General features: G+C 66.5%; 17 protein-coding genes. 7 read left to right on the forward strand and 10 right to left on the reverse strand.

Features of this window, described 5'->3' with window-relative positions; all coding sequences use genetic code 11:
* Positions 1 to 71 precede the first annotated feature (71 nt).
* Positions 72 to 1,151 (forward strand): LacI family DNA-binding transcriptional regulator, encoded by a 1,080-nt coding sequence (locus tag WMN78_RS20600; protein WP_340535605.1) that lies wholly within the window; start codon positions 72 to 74, stop codon positions 1,149 to 1,151.
* Here WMN78_RS20600 and WMN78_RS20605 read toward each other — a convergent pair.
* Both WMN78_RS20605 and WMN78_RS20610 read right to left on the reverse strand, forming a co-directional pair.
* A complete protein-coding gene (locus WMN78_RS20605) occupies positions 1,148 to 2,098 on the reverse strand; it encodes a hypothetical protein (protein ID WP_340535606.1) in 951 nt (316 codons plus the stop codon). The two genes, WMN78_RS20600 and WMN78_RS20605, sit on opposite strands and share 4 nt — an antisense overlap.
* 10 nt (positions 2,099 to 2,108) lie before the next feature.
* Positions 2,109 to 2,915, reverse strand: coding sequence for an exodeoxyribonuclease III (locus WMN78_RS20610; RefSeq protein WP_340535607.1), 807 nt, complete (start codon positions 2,913 to 2,915; stop codon positions 2,109 to 2,111).
* A gap of 284 nt (positions 2,916 to 3,199) precedes the next feature.
* On the opposite strand from WMN78_RS20610, the gene WMN78_RS20615 reads away from it, so the two are divergent.
* From WMN78_RS20615 to WMN78_RS20630, 4 genes are read left to right on the forward strand one after another with little or no spacing between them, the layout of a single operon-like run.
* Positions 3,200 to 4,699: a CoA-acylating methylmalonate-semialdehyde dehydrogenase gene (locus tag WMN78_RS20615; protein WP_340535608.1), complete on the forward strand. Its 1,500-nt coding sequence runs from the start codon at positions 3,200 to 3,202 to the stop codon at positions 4,697 to 4,699.
* Positions 4,699 to 5,811 carry an enoyl-CoA hydratase/isomerase family protein gene (locus tag WMN78_RS20620; protein ID WP_340535609.1) on the forward strand — a complete coding sequence of 371 codons (1,113 nt, stop codon included), beginning with the start codon at positions 4,699 to 4,701 and terminating at the stop codon, positions 5,809 to 5,811. The genes WMN78_RS20615 and WMN78_RS20620 overlap by 1 nt, the downstream gene beginning before the upstream one ends.
* A gap of 28 nt (positions 5,812 to 5,839) precedes the next feature.
* Positions 5,840 to 6,772 (forward strand): 3-hydroxyisobutyrate dehydrogenase, encoded by a 933-nt coding sequence (mmsB, locus tag WMN78_RS20625; RefSeq protein ID WP_340535705.1) that lies wholly within the window; start codon positions 5,840 to 5,842, stop codon positions 6,770 to 6,772.
* Between the two features lie 56 nt (positions 6,773 to 6,828).
* A complete protein-coding gene (locus tag WMN78_RS20630; RefSeq protein ID WP_340535610.1) occupies positions 6,829 to 7,608 on the forward strand; it encodes an enoyl-CoA hydratase in 780 nt (259 codons plus the stop codon).
* A 12-nt stretch (positions 7,609 to 7,620) separates the two neighbouring features.
* Here WMN78_RS20630 and WMN78_RS20635 read toward each other — a convergent pair whose 3' ends face one another.
* Both WMN78_RS20635 and WMN78_RS20640 read right to left on the reverse strand, forming a co-directional pair.
* Complete coding sequence (locus WMN78_RS20635) at positions 7,621 to 8,253, reverse strand: class I SAM-dependent methyltransferase (RefSeq protein ID WP_340535611.1); 633 nt, start codon at positions 8,251 to 8,253, stop codon at positions 7,621 to 7,623.
* 63 nt (positions 8,254 to 8,316) lie between these two features.
* Positions 8,317 to 9,282, reverse strand: a complete 966-nt coding sequence (locus WMN78_RS20640; RefSeq protein ID WP_340535612.1) for an NAD(P)/FAD-dependent oxidoreductase — start codon at positions 9,280 to 9,282, stop codon at positions 8,317 to 8,319.
* 77 nt (positions 9,283 to 9,359) lie between these two features.
* On the opposite strand from WMN78_RS20640, the gene WMN78_RS20645 reads away from it, so the two are divergent.
* Positions 9,360 to 9,938 (forward strand): XRE family transcriptional regulator, encoded by a 579-nt coding sequence (locus WMN78_RS20645; RefSeq protein ID WP_340535613.1) that lies wholly within the window; start codon positions 9,360 to 9,362, stop codon positions 9,936 to 9,938.
* 6 nt (positions 9,939 to 9,944) lie between these two features.
* Here WMN78_RS20645 and WMN78_RS20650 read toward each other — a convergent pair whose 3' ends face one another.
* From WMN78_RS20650 to WMN78_RS20660, 3 genes are all read right to left on the reverse strand, one after another.
* Positions 9,945 to 10,373: a DUF1761 domain-containing protein gene (locus WMN78_RS20650; RefSeq protein WP_340535614.1), complete on the reverse strand. Its 429-nt coding sequence runs from the start codon at positions 10,371 to 10,373 to the stop codon at positions 9,945 to 9,947.
* A 75-nt stretch (positions 10,374 to 10,448) separates the two neighbouring features.
* Complete coding sequence (locus WMN78_RS20655; protein WP_340535615.1) at positions 10,449 to 10,955, reverse strand: MarR family transcriptional regulator; 507 nt, start codon at positions 10,953 to 10,955, stop codon at positions 10,449 to 10,451.
* A gap of 30 nt (positions 10,956 to 10,985) precedes the next feature.
* Positions 10,986 to 12,707 carry an AMP-binding protein gene (locus WMN78_RS20660; protein ID WP_340535616.1) on the reverse strand — a complete coding sequence of 574 codons (1,722 nt, stop codon included), beginning with the start codon at positions 12,705 to 12,707 and terminating at the stop codon, positions 10,986 to 10,988.
* A 159-nt stretch (positions 12,708 to 12,866) separates the two neighbouring features.
* On the opposite strand from WMN78_RS20660, the gene WMN78_RS20665 reads away from it, so the two are divergent.
* Complete coding sequence (locus WMN78_RS20665; RefSeq protein WP_340535617.1) at positions 12,867 to 14,000, forward strand: acyl-CoA dehydrogenase family protein; 1,134 nt, start codon at positions 12,867 to 12,869, stop codon at positions 13,998 to 14,000.
* A 9-nt stretch (positions 14,001 to 14,009) separates the two neighbouring features.
* On the opposite strand, the gene WMN78_RS20670 is transcribed toward WMN78_RS20665, so the two are convergent.
* The 3 genes from WMN78_RS20670 to WMN78_RS20680 all read right to left on the reverse strand — a co-directional run bounded on the left by WMN78_RS20670 (position 14,010) and on the right by WMN78_RS20680 (position 15,187).
* Positions 14,010 to 14,582: a dihydrofolate reductase family protein gene (locus tag WMN78_RS20670; RefSeq protein WP_340535618.1), complete on the reverse strand. Its 573-nt coding sequence runs from the start codon at positions 14,580 to 14,582 to the stop codon at positions 14,010 to 14,012.
* Positions 14,583 to 14,643: 61 nt separating this feature from the next.
* Positions 14,644 to 14,916 carry a GNAT family protein gene (locus WMN78_RS20675; protein ID WP_340535619.1) on the reverse strand — a complete coding sequence of 91 codons (273 nt, stop codon included), beginning with the start codon at positions 14,914 to 14,916 and terminating at the stop codon, positions 14,644 to 14,646.
* The gene (locus WMN78_RS20680; RefSeq protein ID WP_340535620.1) at positions 14,900 to 15,187 is read right to left on the reverse strand and encodes a hypothetical protein; all 288 of its coding nucleotides are present in this window, start codon (positions 15,185 to 15,187) and stop codon (positions 14,900 to 14,902) included. Before WMN78_RS20680 ends, WMN78_RS20675 begins: the two co-directional genes overlap by 17 nt.
* Between the last annotated feature and the right edge of the window lie 36 nt (positions 15,188 to 15,223).

Genomic DNA, 15,223 nt, shown 5'->3' on the forward strand with positions numbered 1-15,223 from the left:
ATTAGACTGGCTTGTTGCCGCAGGGGAAGCACAGGTAGCAAGAATCTGCGAACAGCAAGCAAGGGGAAACTGTGGCACGCACAACTGACAGGGCTCAACGGGGCGGCCATTCCGGCGTCAGCATTGAGGACGTCGCAGCCGCAGCCGGGGTTTCCACTGCCACAGTCTCGCGCGCAGTCCGCGGACTGCCCAGGGTTTCACCGGCCACCAGGGAAAAGATTCTCGAGGTGGCCGGTGCCTTGGGCTACGTGGCATCGTCATCCGCATCGGGCCTGGCGACGGGCCGGACCAAAACCATCGGAGTGCTGGCGCCGTTCGTCAGCCGCTGGTTCTTTTCCAAAGCTATTGAAGGCGCGGACAGGGAACTGCACGCCCGCCAGTACAACCTCTCCTTGTTCAATTTGGGCGGCCACGGCAGTAACCGTGAGCGGCTCTTCAGCAAGACCATGGTCTACAAGCAGATTGATGCCCTGCTGGTGCTTTGTATGGCGCTGACCCATGAAGAACTCGAGCATCTGCAAAAAATCGACATCCCCCTGGTGGTGGTCGGCGGCCATGTGGAGGAGTGCCCCTACATCGGGATTGACGACTACGCGGCAGCGTCCACTGCCGTCCGGCACCTTATCAGCCTGGGCCACAAGGACATCGCCCTGTTGCACGGCGACGACGAAACCGACCTTAACTTCGACGTTCCCCGCGTCCGCATCAAGGCATTCCAGGACGTCATGGCGGGATCAGGGCTGCCCGTACGTCCGGAATGGGATGAGTGGGGTGACTTCACCGTCCGCAGCGGGCAGGAGGCCTTCACCAGGATGTGGTCCCGGCCCGGACCGAAACCCACCGCGATCTTCTGCGCGTCGGACGAGATGGCCATGGGCGTGATCTTCGAAGCCAACAAGACGGGCGTCCGTGTTCCGGAAGACCTGTCCGTCATCGGGATCGACGACCATGATTTTTCGGACGCCATGGGGCTGACCACTGTGGGGCAGCGCCCTGACGAACAGGCCGAACTCGGCACCAAGATGCTGCTGGACGAGCTGGACGGCATGGCAGGCGCCGTTCATTCGGAAGTTGCGCCGCACCAGCTGATCGTGCGGAGGACGACGGCGCCGCCCCCGTCCGCGGGCCAGGCGCCTTCTTCGGCAGCCTAGGACGCGCGCGCTAACTGCCTGATGGGTATCCATCGCGAGGCCAGCCGGCGGTAGGCCGCCGCTGCTCCTGTCATGTCTCCCTCTGCCAGGCATTCGATGCCCAGACGCACGTCCATGGGGGAATCATCGGGGTACACCTTGTCCGCCACTGCCCCGTAATCCAGTTCCACTACTGAACCGGGGTGGAAAAGTTCCAGCCATTCGGTGAGCTGGGTCATGTCGTCCAGCATGTCCAGGTCCGGTGCGGCGAGGGCCAGGTTGGCCACGGCATAGCGGACACGCTCCAGGGCCTCACCGATCCGTGCCCACACGCGGACCGTGACGATCCGCCCGTCGGATTCCACCACGTCCTGGGGATCGGATTCCTGGAAGAGAGAGAACCAGCTGAACGGGATGCCCCAGGTGGAGGCGCGGGTGTGCACGCGGGTGGTGCCTTCGCGGGCCTTGACCAAGTCGATGCGTTCCTGGTGCTTGTCCCGCTGTTCCTCCGGGATCAGCAGCTCCGCGAGCGGACCGTGGATACCTTCCATGAGGGCGTTGGCTGCCAGTCCTGCCCGCAGCACCAGCTGGCTGGGGCAGTACAGCAGTGCCTGGTCCGCAGTTCTGTCATCCGCACTCTCGGCGCCGGTAACGGCGTCACCCGGCCCGCCGGCGTCGGACGTTCCGGACGCCTTCTGCCGCAGCGGCTGCTCAGGCTCCGGGGGCGCCGGAATGACGCGCACGAGGTCAGTGCGCCCGGTGGGGAAGGGATCGCCGCCGGGGCGGGTGATCCGGCCGAGGGATGCCTGCAGTTCAGCGTTTTCCACGGCTGCGCGGGATGCAGTCCGAGCGCCCGCCGCCCGGAGCGCGGCACGCTGCTCTTCAGGGAACGCGGAGAGCGGCTCATAGATCCGCAGCGCGGAGGAGAAGGGAAGTCCTGCCTGGCCCCGGTAAATGTTGCCCGTCATCGCGGCCCCATCAGTCGGCCAGTTCCACGATGACCGGTGCGTGGTCCGAAGCACCCTTGCCCTTGCGCTCCTCGCGGTCGATCGACGCGCCGGTCACGCGGGCGGCGAGTGCGGGGGAGGCGAGGACGAAGTCGATCCGCATGCCCTCCTTCTTGGGGAAGCGGAGCTGGGTGTAGTCCCAATACGTGTAGACGCCCGGGCCCGGAGTGTGCGGGCGGACCACGTCCTGGAATCCGGCGGCTTCGAAGGCGTGGAAGGCGGCACGCTCGGGCTCACTGACGTGGGTCATGGCGTTGGCGCGGAAAAAGTCGATGTCCCAGACGTCGTCGTCCTGCGGGGCGATGTTCCAGTCGCCCATCAGGGCAATCTGCGCCTCGGGATTCTCAGTAACCCAGGTTTGGGCGTGGGTTTTCAGCATGTCCAGCCAGCTGAGCTTGTAGGGCATGTGTTCGTCGTCGAGCGACCGGCCGTTGGGAACGTAGAGGCTCCACACCCGGACGCCGCCGCACGTGGCACCGATGGCGCGGGCTTCCTGGACGGGGTCCTTGCCGTTCTTGCCGAACACCGGCTGGTCCAGGAAGGAGCGTTCCACGTCCTCAAGCCCGACGCGGGAAACGATGGCCACGCCGTTCCACTGGTTCACGCCGAAGTGGGCCACCTCGTAGCCCATGCGTTCAAAGAGCTCCCAGGGGAAATTGTCGTCCTTGCACTTGGTTTCCTGGATGGCCAGGACGTCACAGTCGGTGCGCTCAAGCCAGGCCTCCACACGGTCTGCACGGGCTCGGAGGGAGTTCACATTCCAGGTAGCAATCTTCACAGTCCCTAACTTACCGAACTTGGGCGCCCGGCATCTGGCCAGCGCAGCCGTTTGCCGCCGTCGTGACCCTATTTCGCCCGGAAAGCGTGCAGACACGCGGGGTTCGCGGCGGGTCTGCGAACAGAAGCCTGCAAAAAAGGTCACTACGGCGGCGGGAGTGCCAACGCACGACGGCGGCGGGGCGCCCTTGGGGCGCTGCCCACGCCGCTCTGGAATTTAGTAGGAAGTCCGAGTATATTCAGCAGCGAGGATGATGTAGGTCACATGCAAAGGAGCATTCCGCCATGGTTCGCGAGCTTTCACATTATATTGACGGACAGCGGGTAGAAGGCACTTCCGGGCGCTTCAGCGACGTCTACGATCCGTGCACCGGCCAGGTCCAGGCCCGGGTGCCGCTGGCCGGCGCCGACGAAGTACGCAACGCCATCGCCAGCGCGGAGAAGGCCCAGCTGGAGTGGAGTGCCATGAATCCGCAGCGCCGCGGCCGCATCCTGCTGAAGTTCGTGGACCTGGTCAACGAGCACCTTGACGAACTTGCCGCCCTGCTGTCCTCCGAGCACGGCAAGACCCTCCCGGATGCCAAGGGGGACATCCAGCGCGGCATTGAGGTGGTGGAGTTCGCCGCCGGCGCCCCGCACCTGCTCAAGGGCGAGTTCTCCGACGACGCCGGGACCGGGATCGACGTCCACTCCATGCGCCAGCCGCTCGGGGTGGTGGCAGGAATTACGCCGTTCAACTTCCCCGCCATGATTCCGCTGTGGAAGTCCGGGCCAGCCCTGGCCGCGGGCAACGCGTTCATCCTCAAGCCCTCGGAGCGTGACCCCTCCGTGCCGCTGCGCCTGGCTGAACTCTTCACCGAGGCCGGAGTTCCGGACGGTGTGTTCAACGTGGTCAACGGGGACAAGGAAGCAGTGGATGCGCTGCTGGAGGACGAGCGGGTCAAGGCGATCGGCTTTGTTGGCTCCACTCCGATCGCCCAGTACATCTACGCCACCGCAGCAGCCCACGGCAAGCGCGCCCAGTGCTTCGGCGGTGCCAAGAACCACCTGGTGATCATGCCGGACGCGGACCTGGACATGGCTGTGGATGCGCTGATGGGGGCCGGCTACGGATCGGCCGGCGAACGCTGCATGGCCATCTCCGTGGCGGTCCCGGTGGGCAAGGACACTGCGGATGCCCTGGTGGCCAAACTGGAGGACCGGGTGAAGCACCTCAAGGTGGGCCACAGCCTGGCCAAGGACTCGGACTTTGGACCGGTGGTGGCGGCGTCCGCCAAGGAACGGATCGAAGGCTACATCCAGTCCGGTGTGGACCAGGGCGCCACCCTGGTTGCGGACGGACGCGGCCTTACCGTGGACGGCTGCGAAGGCGGGTTCTGGGTTGGCCCCACACTCTTCGACAACGTCACCAAGGACATGAAGATCTACAAGGAGGAGATCTTCGGCCCGGTGCTCAGTGTGCTGCGCGCGGCGGACTACGACGAGGCGCTCCGCCTCTGCAGCGAGCACGAGTTCGGCAACGGCGTGGCCATCTTCACCCGCGACGGCGACGCCGCCCGTGACTTCGCCAGCCGCGTGCAGGTGGGTATGGTGGGCATCAACGTGCCCATCCCGGTGCCCATTGCCTACTACACGTTCGGCGGCTGGAAGGCCTCCGGCTTCGGGGACCTGAACCAGCACGGGGCTGACGCGTTCCGTTTCTACACCAAGACCAAGACCGTGACCACCCGCTGGCCCTCCGGCATCCGCCAGGGCGCCAGCTTCGTGATGCCGGAAGGCAGCTGATGAGCGCAGGACCTACCGCTGGTACGAACACAGCCAGCCCCGCTGCGTCGCCCAATGACGATGTCCTGTTTGAACGGCGCGGCCACCTTGGCGTCATCACGCTGAACCGGCCCAGGGCCGTCAACGCGCTCACCGCGGGCATGGCGGCCGCCATGCTGGACCAGCTCACGGCATGGGAGGACGACGACGGCGTGGCCACCGTTCTGGTGCAGGGCGCCGGGGAGCGGGGGTTGTGCGCCGGCGGCGACATTGTGGCCATCTACGAGGACATGCTGGCGGGCGGTGAAGCGACGGCGGACTTCTGGCGCACCGAGTATCAGCTGAACGCGCTCATCGCCGGCTACCCCAAGCCGTATGTGGCCTTCATGGACGGCCTGGTGCTGGGCGGCGGCGTGGGGATCTCCGCGCACGGGTCCGTGCGTGTGGTCACCGAGCGCACCCGCACCGGCATGCCGGAGACCACCATCGGTTTTGTGCCCGACGTCGGCGGTACCCTGCTGCTGTCCCGCTCGCCGGGGGAGTCCGGCACCCATGCGGCCCTGACGGGCGCCCACTTGAGCGGCGCGGACGCCCTGTTCCTGGGCCTGGCGGACCATTTTGTGGCGTCCGGCAGCCTTCCCGGGCTGGCGGCTGCGCTGGAAACCGAAACGGCGGAAGCCGCCGTCGGACGCTTCGCGGGGAGTCCGCCGGTATCGGTGCTGGCCGGCCAGCGGGACTGGATTGACTCCTGCTACGCAAGCGACGACGCCGAGGACATCCTTCGCAGGCTCCGCACTTTTGCCGGGGAAGCTGCAGGTGAGGCGTCCGACGCGGCAGACACCATCGAGGCGAAGTCGCCCACCTCCGTGAAGGTGGCGCTGGCATCGCTCCGCCGCGCGCGTGGCCTGACGCTGGAGGAAGTCCTCGCCGAGGAATACCGCGTGGGACTGCGCTTCCTGGCCGGCGCGGACTTCCGCGAAGGGATCCGCGCGCAGGTGGTGGACAAGGACCGGAACCCGCAGTGGAAGCCGGCCAGCCTGCACGAGGTTTCCGCTGCCGACGTCGCGAGGTTCTTCGAGCCGCTGGGGGACAGGGAGCTCAACCTGCAAGCAAAGGAGGCCCGCAATGTCTGAAGAACCGGCAATGTCTGAAGAACCGGCAATGCCTGAACCGGCAGGATCCGGGAAGAAGGAACACGTCGCGTTCCTCGGGCTGGGGCACATGGGAGGACCCATGGCCGTCAACCTGGTCAGGGCCGGGTACACGGTGGCGGGATTCGACGTGGTGCCGGCGGCACTGGACGCGGCCCGGGAGCACGGGGTGCCCACCGTGGCAGCCCCGGCGGACGCTGTCGTCGGGGCTGACGTGGTGCTGACCATGTTCCCCAGCGGCCAGCACGTCCTGGATGCCTACCGCGGAACGGACGGCCAGCCCGGGCTGCTGGAGCTGGCCGGCCCGGGCACCATGTTCCTGGACTGCTCCACCATCAACGTGGACGAGGCCCGCGAGGCGTCGGCGCTCGCCGTTGCCGCAGGCCACCGGGCCGTGGATGCGCCCGTCTCCGGCGGTGTGGTGGGCGCGGAAGCCGGCACGCTGACCTTCATGGTGGGCGCCCTGCCCGAGGACTTCGAGGCCGTCCGGCCGCTGCTGGAAGTGATGGGCAAGCGCGTGGTCCACTGCGGCGCCCACGGCGCGGGCCAGGCTGCCAAGGTCTGCAACAACCTCATCCTCGGGGTCTCAATGATCGCGGTGAGCGAAGCGTTCGTGCTCGGCGAGAAGCTGGGGCTGACCCACCAGGCGCTGTTCGATGTTGCGTCCGCAGCGTCCGGGCAGTGCTGGGCACTCACCACCAACTGCCCGGTTCCGGGGCCGGTGCCCACCAGTCCGGCCAACCGCGACTACCAGCCGGGCTTCGCCGGGGCGCTGATGGCAAAGGACCTCAAACTGGCCCTCAACGCGCTGCAAAGCACCGGGGTGGCCGCGCGGATGGGGCCGCTGGCATCGGAGATCTACGATACGTTTGCGGCTGAGGGCGGCGCGGGCCGGGACTTCTCCGGCATCATCACGGACATCCGGGACAAGTCCGCCCACTAGGCAAGCCAGCAGTTTGAAGAACCACTGTCGAAGCAGAACCACGTGAGGAGTCAGGCATGACGGAACAGTACGGGAACATTCTGGTGGAACGGCGCGGACGAGTGGGGCTGGTGACGCTGAACCGGCCTGAAGCACTGAACGCGCTGAACAAGGCCACCATGGATGAACTTGTTGCTGCCGTCACCGCCATGGACGCCGATCCCGAAGTGGGCGCCGTGGTGGTCACCGGATCCGGCAAGGCCTTTGCCGCCGGGGCCGACATCAAGGAGATGGCCGCCCAGGGCTACATGGACATGTACGCCGCGGACTGGTTCCGCGGCTGGGAGGATTTCACCCGGCTCCGCATTCCGGTAGTGGCGGCTGTATCAGGCTTTGCCCTGGGCGGCGGCTGCGAGCTGGCCATGATGTGCGACTTCATCATCGCCGGGGACAACGCCAAGTTCGGCCAGCCGGAGATCAACCTGGGTGTGCTGCCGGGCATGGGCGGCTCGCAGCGGCTCACCCGCGCCGTGGGCAAGGCCAAGGCCATGGACCTGATCCTGACCGGCCGTTTCATGGACGCGGAGGAAGCCGAACGCGCGGGCTTGGTTTCCCGGGTGGTGCCCGCGGCTGACGTGGTGGAGGAGGCCCTCAAGGCCGCCGAGGTGATTGCTTCCAAGTCCAAGCCGGTAACCATGGTGGCCAAGGAAGCGGTCAACGCCGCATTCGAAACCGGGCTGGCGCAGGGCGTGCTTTTCGAGCGGCGCCTCTTCCACTCGGTCTTCTCCACCGAGGACCAGAAGGAAGGCATGGCCGCCTTCTCCGAGAAGCGCCAGCCCGAATTCAAGCACCGCTAGGGAATTCGGCCGTTAGGGACGCGGCGCCCGGCGGTGTGCGCGGAGCACTGAATCCGTGACGGTGACCGAGCCGCCGTCCGCCTCCGTCACGGACCGCCGGCGGGCCTCGCAGACGTCGATTTCCCACTCGTCCGGATCCAGCCCGGCCGCAATTTCCTCCGGGGTGAAAAGCAGGCCGGGACCGCTGGGGCGGTGGATCCCCGCTTCGAGGTCGGCGGGATGGTGGCCCACGATCAGGAGGGTCCCGCCCGGTGCAACGGATGCGGCCAGCCGGTGGTACAACTCCGTCCGCTCGGCCAGTGGCAAATGCATGAACTGCGCGGACACGAGGTCGAAGGTACCCGCCGGGGGCGGTGAGCTGGTGAGGTCATGGTGTGCCCAGGTGATCCGGGCGGCGGCCTCCGCGTCCTGCGACGCCCTGTCGGCGGCCCGCGCCAGCGCCACCGAGGAAATGTCCACCGCCGTGACCCGCCAGCCCTGGCGTGCCAGCCAGAGGGAATCGGCACCTTCGCCGCTGCCCACGTCCAGGGCAGAGCCGGGGTGCAGGCCGGCAGCCTCGGCCAGCAGGGTCGGGTTCGGATTGCGGCTCCAGACCGAGCCGTGCTGGCGGTAGCGTTCATCCCAGAACGACTCGTCAAACTTCATCCATGGTCTCCCTTGCTGGCCGGCGTTCCCGTCCCGGCTGCGTGCCCTCAGGGGCTGCCCGCTCTACGCCGTGACACTGCCACGATACGCCGTGACGGCGTCCTCCAGCTCCTCGGCCATGAGGTCCGCATTGATCACGACGCCGGTCCAGGCGCCGGCCGCTGCCGACGACAGCACCTGCGCGCGGAGGTCGGTGACGTTGCCTGCCGCCCACACCCCGGGGACACCGGTTGCCCCGTCCGCGTCGGTTTCGAGGTATTCGCCCATCCCCATGGGATGTTGGACGGCTTTAAGCCCAAGGTCCGCGAAGGCTGCAGCCCGTGCCATGAAGCGCGGTGCCGCGGCCACTGCGGCCACGGGCACCAGGCTGCCATCGGACAGCACCACACCGGCCAGCTTGTCGTTGTCCACCTGCAGGGCCCGCGCCGGACCGTGGACCACCGTGATTCCGCGGGCGGCGAGCTGGTGCAGTTCGAGTTCGGTGGGCTCCATCGCGTTATTGAGGAAGAGCGTGACGTTGGCGCTCCACTGGCGGAACAGCAGGGCCTGGTGGGCGGCAAAGGGCCCGGTGCCCAGGATGCCGATGGCTTGGTCCTGAACTTCCCAGCCGTGGCAGTAGGGGCAGTGCAGAACGTCCTTGCCCCAGCGTTCGCGGAGCCCCGGGATGTCCGGCAGCTCGTCCACCAGGCCCGTGGCGATCAGGAGCCTCCGTCCACGAACCACGCTGCCGTCTTCCAGCGCAACAGAGAAGGCGCCCCTGGCCCCGCCGGCTCCCGAGACCTGCCCGCTGATGATCCGGACGCCATAGGCTGCCGCCTCTTCCCGGCCGATCCGGTAAAGCTCTGCAGGGCTGACGCCGTCGCGCGACAGGAAGCCGTGCACTCCCTCGGCGGGCGCATTCCGCGGCTCACCGCCGTCCACCACCACTACGGAGCGGCGGGACCGGCCCAGCATCTGGGCCGCATTGAGGCCCGCTGCACCGCCGCCCACAATAACGACGTCCACCGGTGTGTTGTTCTTTTCAGTCATTTTCCTACCTCCGCTTCCATCGTGGAAGGCAGGTCCCACGCTGGCAAACTTATTTGCCGAAGTGGCAAACTTGAGGCATGGAAGAACTCGATGACGTCCTGGCCGCAGTGGGCCCCAGGTTACGTGCGCTAAGGATGAGCCGTGACACCACGCTGACAGCCCTGTCGGCCGCCACGGGCATCTCGGTCAGCACGCTCTCCCGGCTGGAGTCCGGCCAGCGCCGGCCCAACCTGGAACTGCTGCTGCCGCTGGCCAAGGCGCACCAAGTGCCGCTGGACGAGCTCGTGGGGGCGCCGGACACTGGCGATCCCCGCGTTCACCTGCGGCCCGTCGTCAACAAGAGGATGACCATCATCCCGCTGACGCGGAAACCCGGCGGGGTGCAGGCCTACAAGCTCATCCTGAATGCCGGCCCGCCCGAGGAGCCGTCGCCGCAGGTCCACGAGGGCTACGAATGGATCTATGTGCTCAACGGCAGGCTGCGCCTGGTCCTCGGCGACACGGACATCGTGCTGCCCGCCGGGGAAGCCGCCGAGTTCGACACACGAACCCCGCACTGGTTCGGCCGCGCGGAGAAGCAGCCGGTGGAGTTCATCAGCCTCTTTGGCCGCCAGGGCGAACGGATGCATCTTCGGGCGAAACCCTCACGCCCATAGGCTCAGCTAGGCCGCGCTGATGCCGAACAGCCCGATGATCAGGCCCATGACCACCAGGGTGACCAGTTCGTGGGCGCAGTTCAGTACGGTCAGCCCGGCGGGGCGGCCTTCGAAGGCGTCGTGCGTGATGAAGCGGGCGGCTGTGAATCCGGCCCAGAGGATGACGGCCGTGATCAGCGTGTTGGCCAGGAAGTTCCCGCCGTAGAAGTGCTGGGAGATCGCAGCCGATCCGGCCAGCACCAGGGCGCTGACAAAGCTGACCACCAGCGTAATGAGGATGGGCCTGGCAGCATCCTTTGCCTCGCCGCTGGGCGTCACTTTTGCGACCTTCATCCAGTAGTTGCCGAACATCCTGGGCGTGTACCAGGCGGATCCGACCACCATGCTGGACAGCGTGGCCAGCAGTACGGCCCAAATGTTGATTTCCGGAATCATTGCGCTCTCCTCAGCTTCAGGTCCAGTCCTCCGAAGTCTAGGGCCGGCCGCGGGTTCTTCAACGCAACGCGGGGGTCAGCCGGCGAAGTCGCCCGCCTCCCGGCGGAACTTCCCCAGGATCCGGATGAGTTGGTCCACGTCCTGGCTGCCGAAACCGGACTGGCCGAACACCTCGGTGTTGAGTGCCGCCGTCGCCCGTTTGGCCAGGGTGCGCCCCTCCGTGGTGAGTTCAATCAGGGTGGTGCGCCCGTCGGTCGGGTGCGGGGAGCGGACCACCAGGCCGGCGTCCTGAAGGCGGTCGACGGCGTTGGTCACCGACGTGGGATGCACCTGCAGGAGCGCGCTCGCCTTGTTCATGGGCAGTGCGCCGCTGCGGGCGAAACTCAGGAGTGCCAGCAGTTCATAGCGGGCGAAGGTGAGGCCGAAGGGCTTGAGGACGCCCTCGATCCGGCCCAGCAGGATCTGCTGGGTCCGCATGATCGCCGTGATGGCGGCCATGGGCGCGGCAACATCGCCCCAGCCGTGCCGTTCCCAGTTGCGCTGGGCGTCGGCAATGGGATCGCGCGGCAGCGGGTTTCCCATGGCACCTCCTGACATGTGGGTTGCTCCAGCCTAGCTTTTCAGGTCGGGGAAATCCGTCTCCGAGTACTCGGTCCCGAGGCCTTCGGGCAGCGGGCCGCCGCCGTGCCGGAGCTCTTCGTTGTGCCGGAGTTCCACGCGCCGGATTTTGCCCGAGATGGTCTTGGGCAGCTCCGCGAATTCCAGCCGCCGGATGCGCTTGAAAGGGGCCAGGTGGTCGCGGCAGTAGCGCAGGATATCCTCGGCAAGTTCGGGGCCGGGCTGGTGCCCGGCGGCCAGGACCACAAACGCTTTCGGCACGGACAGCTTGAGCGGGTCGGGGGAAGGGACGACGGCGGCTTCCGCCACGGCGGGGTGCTCGATCAGCACGCTTTCCAGCTCGAACGGGGACAGCCGGTAGTCGGAGGATTTGAACACGTCGTCGCCGCGGCCCACGTAAGTGATGATGCCGCGCTCGTCCCGGCTGGCCATGTCGCCGGTGTGGTAGTAGCCGTCGCGGAAGGCATCGGCGGTCTTCTCCGGGTCGCCGTAGTACGCCTTCATCAGCCCCACGGGGCGGGGGTCGAGGCGGAGGCAGAGCTCGCCGTCGTCGGCTTCTTGTCCCGTTGCGGGGTCAACCAGCACCACGTCGTAGCCGGGCAGCGGCCTGCCCATGGCACCGATCTTGATCGGCTGGCCGGGCGTGTTGGCGATCTGCACGGTGGATTCGGTCTGCCCGAAACCGTCCCGGATGGTCTGGCCCCAGGCGCGGTGCACCTGGTCGATCACCTCGGCGTTGAGGGGTTCCCCGGCGGAAACCACCTTGGTGGGCGGGTTCTTCAACAGGGTGAGGTCCGCCTGGATCAGCATGCGCCACACTGTGGGCGGGGCGCAGAAACTGGTCACCTTCTCGCGGTCCATCTGTTCCATGAGGGCCTTGGCGTCGAACCGGCTGTAGTTGTAGATGAACACGCAGGCCTCGGCGATCCAGGGCGTGAACACGTTGGACCAGGCGTGCTTTGCCCAGCCGGGTGAGGCGACGTTGAGGTGCACATCGCCGGGTCCCAGCCCGATCCAGAACATCGTGGAGAGGTGGCCCACGGGGTAGGAGGTGTGCGTGTGCTCCACCAGTTTGGCCTTGGAGGTGGTCCCCGACGTGAAGTACAGGAGCAGGGTTTCGTCCGCCAAGGTGGGGGCATCCGGGGTGAAGCCGGTCGGGGCGCCGTGGGAATCGGCGTACTGTAGGCCGCTGGAGCCGCTCCGCTCGCCGTCGGCGATTTCAATCAGTTGGTAGTCGCCGGGGACGCCGGCAAACTTGCCGATGTTGGAACTTCCGACGGCGGCCCAGCCCGCCTCGCCGCGCTCCACCCGGTCAGTCAGGTCCGCGGGGCCCATCAGGGTGGTGGTGGGAATCATCACGATGCCCAGCTTGATGCCGGCCAGCATGAGCTCCCACAGTTCCACCTGGTTGCCCAGCATGATGATCATGCGGTCCCCGCGGCGCATGCCCTGGCTTCGGAGCCAGTTGGCTACCTGGTTGGAGCGCGCGGAAAGCTCTGCGAAGCTCCGCCGTGTGGCGCGGCCGTCCTGCTCCACGATCACCAGGGCGGGGTTGGAACCCTTCGCGGGGTCCGCGGCGATCCGGTCGAACCAGTCGAGGGCGAAGTTGAATTCCTCAAAGCGGGGCCACTGGAATTCATCCCGTGCCTGGCTGTAGTCCTCGCGCAGGGCCAGAAGCCTGTCCCTCGCGGCCCGGAAGTCGTCGGTGACTGTCATGGGGCCCTTTCGCCTAGTGATCCATATCACTGTGCAATATACTAGGACATCCAAGGGTTTGGAAGAGCGAAGGGATGCGTGCCGGTGCAGCCACAACGACGTGACGGCGGGGAGGCCAGTCCAGTTCAGGAGGAACCTCCATTCCCGGATGCGGACCTCATGTACATCGTGGACCTGCTGCCGGCGGGGGAGCGCTCACGGTACCTGGAAGTGCGGGACTTCCTGCAGTCCCGTGTTCGCGCGGCGTCCATCGAATACTGGAACCGTGAGGAATTTCCGTTTGGACTGCTGGCCGAGATGGGCAAGTACGGGCTGGGCGGACTGCAGACGGACGGGACCTCGGCGCTCTTCAAGGGCCTGATGTATGTGGAGGTTGCCCGGGCCGACGTGTCATTGTCCGCGCTGGTGGGGATCCACAACGAGCTGATCGTGGGGATGATCGACCAGCTCGGGTCGGAGGAGCAGAAACAACGGTGGCTTCCGGGGCTGAAAGCGTTCACGCAGCTGGGCGCCTTCGCGCTCACGGAGCCGGAGCACGGCTCGGACATTGCCGGCGGCCTGGAAACGTCAGCCCGGCTGGAGCGCGGCGAATGGGTCATCAATGGTGCCAAGCGCTGGATCGGCGCCGGGACCATCGCTGACTTCGCGCTGGTCTGGGCCCGGGATGAGGCGGACCGGCAGATCAAGGGCTTCATCGTGGAGACGGACCGTCCCGGCTACTCCGCTACGAAGATCTCGAACAAGATCGGCCTGCGGATCATGCAGAACGCGGACATCGTTCTCGATGAGGTCCGCATTCCGGCGGCGAATCTCCTGCCCGGAGCCACGGACTTTTCGAAGGCGAACGACCTCCTGCGGGATTCGCGGGCCTGGGTGGGCTGGCAGGCTGCCGGTATCCAGCTGGCCGCGTTCGACGTTGCCCGTTCCTATGCCCTGGAACGGAAGCAGTTCGGCAAGGAACTGGCGCGGTTTCAGCTCGTCCAGCAGCAGCTGGCCGAAATTCTGGGCAATGCCAGCGCCTCCCTGGCGCTGATGGCGCAGCTGGCCCGGATCCAGCAGGACGGCAAGCTCGAGATGGTGCAGGCGGCCATGGCTAAGTCCACTACCACCCGGCTGGCACGCGCCTCGGTGGCAATGGGGCGGTCGCTGATGGGCGGAAACGGCATCAGCACTGACTACGAGATGGGCAAGCTGTTTGGTGACGCCGAAATTCTGTATACCTACGAGGGCAGCTACGAGATCAACTCGCTGATCGTGGCACGCGCGGTGACCGGGAAGTCAGCGTTCGTCTGACCGTTCTCCTCAGTCCTGGCCGCGCTCGTAGCGGAGCTGAACCACCCCGTTGCCGAACGTCCTCGTCCCGGCCAGCTTCAGGTTCAGCCGGACGTCCGGTGACTCGAACAGCGGCCGGCCGTTGCCCTGGCCCAGGACTACGGGGTGCACGTAGATCCGGTATTCGTCAATGAGGCCGAGCCGCATGAACGTTGCGGCCAGATTGGCGCCACCCACCGCAAGGTCGCCGCCGGGCTGCGCCTTGAGCTCCGCGATTTCTTCAGGCACGACGTCGTGCATCACCGTGGTGTTCCAGTCCGCTGTGGTGAGGGTCCGGGAGAAGACGAACTTGGGCATGTCGCGCCAGATTCCGGCGAACTCCACTTCGGCGGGTGTGCTGTCAGGATCCTGGTCGGCCGTGGGCCAGTACCCAGCCATCAGCTCGTGGGTGATCCGTCCGTCGAGGAACGCCCCCATGGCCCTGCACTCGTCGTTGAAGTGTTGGTGCAGTTCCTCGTCCACCAGGTGCCAGCTGATGTCGCGGTCCAGCCCCTCGAAGTATCCATCCACCGACACTGACGCCATCAGAATGATCTTCCGCATGTGAATCCCTCCGTGGGCCGGCGGTCACCCGGGCGGAACCGCCGCCGTGTCTTCCAGTGAATCACTCAAGGATGCGTTGGAACAGGACATGGTCCTGCCAGGAGCCGGCAATCTTGAGGTACGCCGGGGCCATGCCGATCTCTTCAAAGCCTGCACGGCCCAGTATCTTGCGGGAGGCCGCATTGTGTTTGAGCGTGGCCGCCTGGACCCGGTGCAGCCCCAGATCGTCCTTCGCGGCCGCGAGGACCCATCCCATGGCAGCGCTGCCGATGCCGCGCCCGGTGAATTCCTGGTCCACCCAGTAACCAACGTTGGCGCTAAGGAACGGGTCCACGGACTATTCCCGTCAGGGTAATTGCTCCGATGATGCGGCTGCCGGCCAGAAGCACCCAGGGAACCTCCTGGCCCGCCGCCTGCGAAGCGAGCTTCGATTCGATCACGGCGCGCTGGCCTGCCGGCGTGAAGAACTCCTCAGCCCTGGCGGGTTCCCAAGGGGCCAGGTAGTTCCGGTTTTCCCGGTACGCGGCGCTGAGCGGTCCGGCATCAGATGCCCGGAGTGCCCGCATTTGAACAGCGCCCATCAGTGTGGTGGCCTCCGTAGTCATCCTCCGACCCTATCTGTGGGCGGCAGTCCTAACGCG

It is taken from the genome of Arthrobacter oryzae (assembly GCF_037911235.1).
Classification (GTDB): domain Bacteria; phylum Actinomycetota; class Actinomycetes; order Actinomycetales; family Micrococcaceae; genus Arthrobacter; species Arthrobacter oryzae_E.